Source organism: Blastococcus sp. MG754426 (assembly GCF_021699055.1).
Taxonomy (GTDB): Bacteria; Actinomycetota; Actinomycetes; order Mycobacteriales; family Geodermatophilaceae; genus Blastococcus.
The window spans coordinates 1-6,873 of record NZ_SSXC01000123.1 but is presented as its reverse complement, the minus strand read 5'-3'; the positions used below and the strand labels follow the sequence as shown (position 1 = coordinate 6,873).

Genomic DNA, 6,873 nt, shown 5'->3' with positions numbered 1-6,873 from the left:
CCCCCGCTCCGTCCACAGGCCTCCCCGACATCGGCGATCTCGGGCTGCAGGGAAGCGTTCCGGCCCGAGATCGCCGATGTCGGGGAGGCCTGTGGACGGAGCGGGGGAGGACGCCCGCGGCCGACCATGCTGCGCTCATGCCGAAGCGCACCCCGCGGTCGCGGATCACCGGACCGACGACCCGCCGGGCCGCGCTCGCCGCCGGGGTGAGCGACCACGGACTGCGCCACCCCCAGCTCGCCCGGTTGTCGCGGGACACCTACCTCCCGCGGGCGCTGACCGGAGAGCCGCGCGGTCGGCTGGCCGCCGTGCTCCTCACCGCGCCGACCGGTGCCGTGGTCAGCCACCTCTCCGCGGCGGACCTCTGGGAGCTGGAGGTGCCGCTGCGCGACCGGGACGACGTGCGCGCCCACCTGGTCGTGCCGGCGAGCTCGCGGGCCGAGAGCCGCGTCGACCGCCGGCTCTACCGGGTGCCCCTGGCCGACGACGAGGTGACCAGGCACAGGAACTTCCCGGTGACGACGCCGGCGCGGACCTGGCGTGACCTGGCCGGGATCCTGGAAGCGCCCGCCCTGCTCGCGGTGACCGACCAGCTGCTCGCCCACCGGTGCCGGCGCGCGGACCTCCAGGGCGCGCTGGACCGGCGTCCCTCCGGCCGGGGCGCCGCCCGTGCCCGCGCCGTCCTCCCGGTCGGTGATCCGCGCGCCGAGTCGCCGATGGAGTCGGTGTTCCGCTGGTCGATGCACCGGGCGGGCCTGCCGGCGCCGGTGCTGCAGTACCGCGCCCACACCTCGGCCGGGGCGTTCATCGGCCGGCTGGACTTCGCCTGGCCCGACCGCAGGGTGCTCGTGGAGTTCGACGGGGATCTGCACCGCGACCGGAAGACGTTCGTCGAGGACCTGCGGCGGCAGAACAGGCTGGTCGCCGAGGGGTGGGTGATCCTCCGGTTCTCGTCGGCGGACCTGCTGGGCCGTCCCGACGAGGTGGTGGTCGAGATCCGGCGCGCGCTGCGGCGCGGCTGAGCAGCGCCCGTCCCGCGCGAGATCGGCGATCTCGGGCTGCCGGCGGGCGAGTGGGCCCGAGATCGCCGATGTGGCGCCCGAGAAGGGGACGCGGACGCAGGAGACGAGGGTCACGGGGGTGGCCCGCGCCGCCCCGGTACCCTCGGCGTCGTGTCCCGCGTGGTCGTCGACGTCGTCCTGAAGCCGGAGATCAGCGACCCCCAGGGTCAGGCGGTCCTCGGCGCGCTCGGCCGGCTCGGCCACGACTCCGTCCGGAGCGTCCGCCAGGGCAAGCACTTCGTGCTCGAGGTCGAGGGGACGCCCGACGAGGCCGAGCTGAAGCAGATCGCCGAGACGCTGCTGGCCAACCCGGTGATCGAGGACGTCGAGCTCCACCTCCCCAAGGACTGAACGAACCGTGCGCATCGGTGTCATCACCTTCCCGGGCTCCCTGGACGACGTCGACGCCGCGCGGGCGGTGCGGCTCGCCGGTGGTGAACCGGTCGCCCTCTGGCACGCCGACCACGACCTGAAGGACGTCGACGCCGTCGTCCTGCCGGGTGGCTTCTCCTACGGCGACTACCTGCGCGCCGGCGCCATCGCCGCCCGGTCGCCGCTGATGGCCGACGTCGTGGCCGCGGCGGGCGACGGCATGCCGGTGCTGGGCATCTGCAACGGCTTCCAGGTGCTCTGCGAGGCCGGGCTGCTGCCGGGTGCGCTCACCCGCAACAGCCACCTGCACTTCCGCAACCGCGACCAGGTGCTCGTCGTGGAGCGCGCGGACACCGCCTGGACGCAGGACTACCGGCCCGGTCAGCGCATCGTCATCCCGGTCAAGAACGGCGAGGGACGCTACGTGGCCGCCGACGCCGACCTCGACCGCCTCGAGGGCGAGGGGCGCGTCGTCTTCCGCTACGCCGGGGGCAACCCGAACGGCTCCAGCCGGGACATCGCGGGCGTGACGAGCGAGAACGGCCGCGTCGTGGGGCTCATGCCGCACCCCGAGCACGCGATCGAGGACCTCACCGGGCCGTCGACCGACGGGCTCGGCTTCTTCACCAGCGTCCTGAAGGCGGTCGTCGCAGCGTGAGCGAGTCAGCAACCGCGGGCCTCTCCGACCTCGACACCGGCCCCGGCCGGCTGCAGCACCGGCTCGACACCGTCGACCTCGCCGCGCGCACGCCGGACGACGAGCAGCCCTACGCCGAGCTGGGCCTGAAGGCCGACGAGTACGCCCGGATCAAGGACATCCTCGGCCGCCGCCCCACGACGGCGGAGCTGGCGATGTACTCGGTCATGTGGAGCGAGCACTGCTCCTACAAGTCCAGCAAGGTCCACCTGCGCCGCTTCGGCGACCTCCCGGAGAGCGACGCGCTGCTGGTCGGCATCGGCGAGAACGCGGGCGTGGTCGACGTCGGCGACGGCTACGCGGTCACCTTCAAGGTCGAGTCGCACAACCACCCGAGCTACGTGGAGCCCTACCAGGGCGCGGCCACCGGCGTGGGCGGCATCGTCCGCGACATCCTCACCATGGGCGCCCGCCCCGTCGCCGTCATGGACTCGCTGCGGTTCGGCCGCGCCGACGCCGCCGACACCGCCCGCGTGCTGCCCGGCGTCGTCGCCGGGGTGGGGGGCTACGGCAACTGCCTCGGGCTGCCCAACATCGGCGGCGAGGTCCTCTTCGACGACTGCTACGCGGGGAACCCGCTGGTCAACGCGCTGTGCGTCGGCGTGATGAAGCACGAGGACGTCCGGCTGGCCAAGGCCGAGGGCGTGGGCAACAAGGTGATCCTGTTCGGCGCCCGCACCGGCGGCGACGGCATCGGCGGCGTCTCCGTCCTCGCGTCCGAGACCTTCGACGCCGAGGGCCCGGCCAAGCGGCCGAGCGTGCAGGTCGGCGACCCGTTCACCGAGAAGCTGCTCATCGAGGCGTGCCTGGAGATCTTCGCCCAGGACCTCGTCACCGGCATCCAGGACCTCGGCGGCGCCGGGCTCTCCTGCGCGACCTCCGAGCTGGCCAGCGCCGGCACCGGCGGGATGCACGTCGACCTCGACGCCGTCCCGCTGCGGGACACCACCCTGACGCCCGCCGAGATCCTGATGAGCGAGTCGCAGGAGCGCATGTGCGCGATCGTCGAGCCGAGCAAGGTCGATGCGTTCCTCGCCGTCTGCGCGAAGTGGGACGTCCTCGCCACCGTCATCGGTGAGGTCACCGACGGCGACCGGCTCACCGTCGACTGGCACGGCGAGCGGATCGTCGACGTCCCGCCGCGCACCGTGGCCCACGAGGGACCGGTCTACGAGCGCCCGATGCGGCGTCCCGCCGACCTCGACGCCCTCCAGGCCGACGACGCAGCGCGGCTGCCCCGGCCGGCCACCGCCGCCGAGCTCGAGGCCCACTGGCTGGCCGTCGTCAGCAGCCCGGACGGCGCGGACAAGACCTGGGTCACCGAGCAGTACGACCGCTACGTCCGCGGCAACACCGTGCTCGCCCAGCCCGACGACGCAGGCGTCGTGCGGATCGACGAGGAGTCCCACCGCGGCATCGCGCTGTCGCTGGACGGCAACGGTCGCTACGCGCGCCTGGACCCCTACACCGGCGCCCGGCTCAACCTCGCCGAGGCCTACCGCAACGTCGCCGTCTCGGGCGCGAAGCCCCTGGCGGTCACCAACTGCCTCAACTTCGGCTCCCCGGAGAACCCCGAGGTGATGTGGCAGTTTGCCGAGGCCGTCCGCGGCCTGGCCGACGGCTGCCGCGAGCTGGGCCTGCCGGTCACCGGCGGCAACGTCAGCCTCTACAACCAGACCGGCGACGTCGCCATCAACCCGACGCCGGTCATCGGGGTGCTCGGGGTGCACGAGGACGTCCGCACCCGGGTGTCCTCCGGCTGGCGGGCCGCGGGGGAGACGGTGCTGCTCCTCGGCGAGACGCGGCCGGAGTTCGGCGGCTCGGCCTGGGCGTCGGTCGTGCACGGTCACCTCGGCGGGCGGCCGCCGGCGGTGGACCTGGCGGCCGAGAAGGCGCTCGGCGAGCTCCTGGCCGCGCTGGCCCGTGAGGGGCTGATCGGGTCGGCCCACGACCTCGCCGACGGCGGGCTCGCCCAGGCGCTGGCCGAGTCGGCCCTGCGCCACGGCGTCGGTGCCCGCCTGGAGCTGAGGGAGGACCCGTTCACCGCGCTGTTCAGCGAGTCGACGGCGCGCGTCGTCGTCACCACCACCGACCCCGGCGGGGTGAAGACCACCGCGCGCTGGGCCGGTGTGCCCGTCACCGAGCTCGGGACGACCGGCGGCGACGCGCTGGCGGTCGAGGGGCTGGCCGCGCTGCCGCTGGACGAGTTGCGGGCCACCTGGAGCGCCACCCTGCCGGCGCTGTTCGGGGCGCCCGAGGACGCCGTCGGCACGGTCCCGGCGGGCACCGTCCCCACCTCCTGATGCCGGCGCCCATCCCGGCCGACGAGCTGCGGGCCGCGGTCGACCCGGCGCGGGCCTGGCTGGCGGGGGAGGCCGGGCAACCGCCGCGAGCGGTGCTGGGGGCGGCGGTGAAGACCAGCGCGCGGTGGCTGGCCCAGCAGGTGCCCGGCCGCTCCGTGGAACTCCGCGTGCCGCCGCACGTCGCCGTGCAGTGCATCGAGGGGCCGCGGCACACCCGGGGCACCCCGCCCAACGTGGTGGAGACCGACGCGGCCACCTGGCTGCGGCTGGCCACCGGGCAGGTGACGTGGGACGAGGCGCTGGCCGAGGGCAAGGTCAGCGCGAGCGGCAACCGGGCCGATCTCGCCCCCCACCTGCCGCTGAGCCCGCTGAGGTGACCGACGCCCCCGCCCGCGGGTCGCGGACGGGGGCGTCGGGGAGAGCGGGGCGATCAGCCGAACAGCGCGCTGGCCGCCTTGATGGTGTTGTAGAGCCCGTAGGCCAGCGGGACGCCGACCAGGGCCCAGGCGAAGGCGACCAGGCCCACCGGGGTGTGCGTGGTGGGCTGCTCGCCGGTGCGCGGCGCGGGAGTGCTCATCGGACGTTGCTCCGTTCGGGCTCGGCGGCAGCGGTCGGGACATCGGTGGGCTTGGGCTCCCACCACTTCTCGGCGACCGGCTTGATCAGCAGGTTCGCCACGAAACCGACGGCCAGCAGCCCGACCATGATGAACAGGGCGGGCCGGTAGTCGCCGGCGACGAGCTGACCGGGGGTGCCCTGGAGGTCGAGGACACCGTTGACGATCAGCGGGCCGACGATGCCGGCGGCCGCCCAGGCGGTCAGCAGGCGGCCGTGGATGGCACCCACCTGGTAGGTGCCGAACAGGTCGCGGAGGTACGCCGGGACCGTCGCGAAGCCACCGCCGTAGAAGGACAGGATCACGGCGGCGCAGAGGACGAAGATCCAGGTCGCGGTGCTGCCGACCGTGGCCAGCAGGACGTAGAAGACCATGCCGACGCCGAGGTAGACCATGTAGATCGGCTTGCGCCCGATGTAGTCCGACGTGGACGACCACACGATCCGGCCGGCCATGTTGAACAGCGACAGCAGGCCGACGAACCCGGCCGCGGTCGCGGCGAGGACCGTGGAGGTGTCGCCCTCCCGGAAGAAGTCCTGGATCATCGGCGCCGCCTGCTCGAGGATGCCGATGCCGGCGGTCACGTTGCAGAACAGCACGGTCCACAGCAGCCAGAACTGCGGCGTCCTGATGGCGTTGTTCGCCGAGACGTTCTCGGTCGTGACCAGGGACTTCGCCTTGACGGTCGACGGGTCGAAGCCGTCGGGCCGCCAGTTGGCCGCGGGCACCCGGACGATGAACGCACCGAACATCATGAAGACCAGGTAGATCAGGCCGAGGGTCAGGAACAGGCCCGCGACGGCGTTGCCGCTGGGCACCGTGCCGGCGACGGCCGGGTCGTAGTTCGGGTCGTACCAGTTCATCAGCTGGCGGGACAGCGGCGACGCGATGAGCGCGCCACCGCCGAAGCCCATGATCGCCATGCCGGTGGCCAGGCCCGGGCGGTCGGGGAACCACTTGATCAGCGTGGAGACCGGCGAGATGTAGCCGATGCCCAGGCCGATGCCGCCGAGGAAGCCGTAGCCGAGGTAGAGCAGCCAGAGCTGGTTGGTGTAGATGCCCAGCGAGCCGACGAGGAAGCCGCTCACCCAGAAGACGGCCGAGGTGAACATCGCGGCGCGCGGCCCGTTCTTGTCCACCCAGGTGCCGAAGACGGCGGCGGAGAGACCGAGCATGACGATGGCGATCGAGAAGATGATGCCGATCGCGGTGAGGCTCGCGTCGAAGTGCTCGACCAGCGCCGTCTTGTAGACGCTGGTCGCGTACGCCTGGCCGATGCACAGGTGCACGGCGAGCGCCGCCGGCGGGATGAGCCAGCGGTTGAAGCCCGGCTTGGCGACGATGCGGTCGCGAGCCAGGAAGGCGGGTACTGCCACGGGGACAACCTCCGGGGACGGGACCGGTACGGCCGGTTGGACGCGACCGGGACGCGCCCGATGCTCTGTGATCTGGGTCGCTATCGCGTGGGACCGTACGTGGTGTGCGAGCAGATTGCGCGTTCAACAGGCTGCTGTGACCGGGGTGTGACTCACCGTTCATGGCCGGGACGGCTCCGAGTCGCGTGCCGGGGTGGGCCCTAGGCTTCGTCACATGGCGTACGAGGTGCGAGGTGTGGTGGCCCGCGGCAAGGGCGAGCCGGTGACGGTGGAGACGATCGTGGTGCCGGATCCCGGCCCCGGCGAGGCGGTCGTGGACGTGCAGGCGTGCGGGGTCTGCCACACCGACCTGCACTACCGCGAGGGCGGGATCAACGACGACTTCCCGTTCCTGCTCGGCCACGAGGCGGCCGGTGTGGTCTCCGCGGTCGGGGAGGGCGTGACCAAC

Annotated in this window: 8 protein-coding genes; 6 read left to right on the top strand and 2 right to left on the bottom strand. The window is 73.1% G+C overall.

Going from position 1 to position 6,873, the window contains the following annotated elements; translation table 11 throughout:
* Nucleotides 1–137: 137 nt before the first annotated feature.
* From E9549_RS22055 to E9549_RS22035, 5 genes are all read left to right on the top strand, one after another.
* Nucleotides 138–1,022 carry a DUF559 domain-containing protein gene (locus tag E9549_RS22055; RefSeq protein ID WP_236828739.1) on the top strand — a complete coding sequence of 295 codons (885 nt, stop codon included), beginning with the start codon at nt 138–140 and terminating at the stop codon, nt 1,020–1,022.
* A 150-nt stretch (nt 1,023–1,172) separates the two neighbouring features.
* Nucleotides 1,173–1,412 (top strand): phosphoribosylformylglycinamidine synthase subunit PurS, encoded by a 240-nt coding sequence (gene purS / locus E9549_RS22050; protein ID WP_236828738.1) that lies wholly within the window; start codon nt 1,173–1,175, stop codon nt 1,410–1,412.
* 7 nt (nt 1,413–1,419) lie between these two features.
* Nucleotides 1,420–2,091 carry a phosphoribosylformylglycinamidine synthase subunit PurQ gene (gene purQ, locus E9549_RS22045; RefSeq protein WP_236828737.1) on the top strand — a complete coding sequence of 224 codons (672 nt, stop codon included), beginning with the start codon at nt 1,420–1,422 and terminating at the stop codon, nt 2,089–2,091.
* Complete coding sequence (purL, locus tag E9549_RS22040) at nt 2,088–4,433, top strand: phosphoribosylformylglycinamidine synthase subunit PurL (protein WP_236828736.1); 2,346 nt, start codon at nt 2,088–2,090, stop codon at nt 4,431–4,433. Before purQ ends, purL begins: the two co-directional genes overlap by 4 nt.
* A complete protein-coding gene (locus tag E9549_RS22035) occupies nt 4,433–4,810 on the top strand; it encodes a sterol carrier family protein (RefSeq protein WP_236828735.1) in 378 nt (125 codons plus the stop codon). The genes purL and E9549_RS22035 overlap by 1 nt, the downstream gene beginning before the upstream one ends.
* A 53-nt stretch (nt 4,811–4,863) precedes the next feature.
* Here the strand turns inward: E9549_RS22035 and E9549_RS22030 are convergent, their stop codons facing one another.
* Both E9549_RS22030 and E9549_RS22025 read right to left on the bottom strand, forming a co-directional pair.
* Nucleotides 4,864–5,010 carry a hypothetical protein gene (locus E9549_RS22030; RefSeq protein WP_236828734.1) on the bottom strand — a complete coding sequence of 49 codons (147 nt, stop codon included), beginning with the start codon at nt 5,008–5,010 and terminating at the stop codon, nt 4,864–4,866.
* Nucleotides 5,007–6,425: an OFA family MFS transporter gene (locus E9549_RS22025; RefSeq protein ID WP_236828733.1), complete on the bottom strand. Its 1,419-nt coding sequence runs from the start codon at nt 6,423–6,425 to the stop codon at nt 5,007–5,009. The genes E9549_RS22030 and E9549_RS22025 overlap by 4 nt, the downstream gene beginning before the upstream one ends.
* Before the next feature lie 214 nt (nt 6,426–6,639).
* Here E9549_RS22025 and E9549_RS22020 point away from each other — a divergent pair.
* A partial coding sequence (locus E9549_RS22020) for an alcohol dehydrogenase catalytic domain-containing protein (protein ID WP_236828730.1) occupies nt 6,640–6,873 on the top strand: 234 nt, incomplete at its 3' end.

Coding starts and splice junctions, on each gene's coding strand:
- E9549_RS22055 (WP_236828739.1), top strand. CDS start 138: ATGCCGAAGCGCACCCCGCGGTCGCGGATCACCGGACCGACGACCCGC.
- E9549_RS22030 (WP_236828734.1), bottom strand. CDS start 5,010: ATGAGCACTCCCGCGCCGCGCACCGGCGAGCAGCCCACCACGCACACC.
- E9549_RS22035 (WP_236828735.1), top strand. CDS start 4,433: ATGCCGGCGCCCATCCCGGCCGACGAGCTGCGGGCCGCGGTCGACCCG.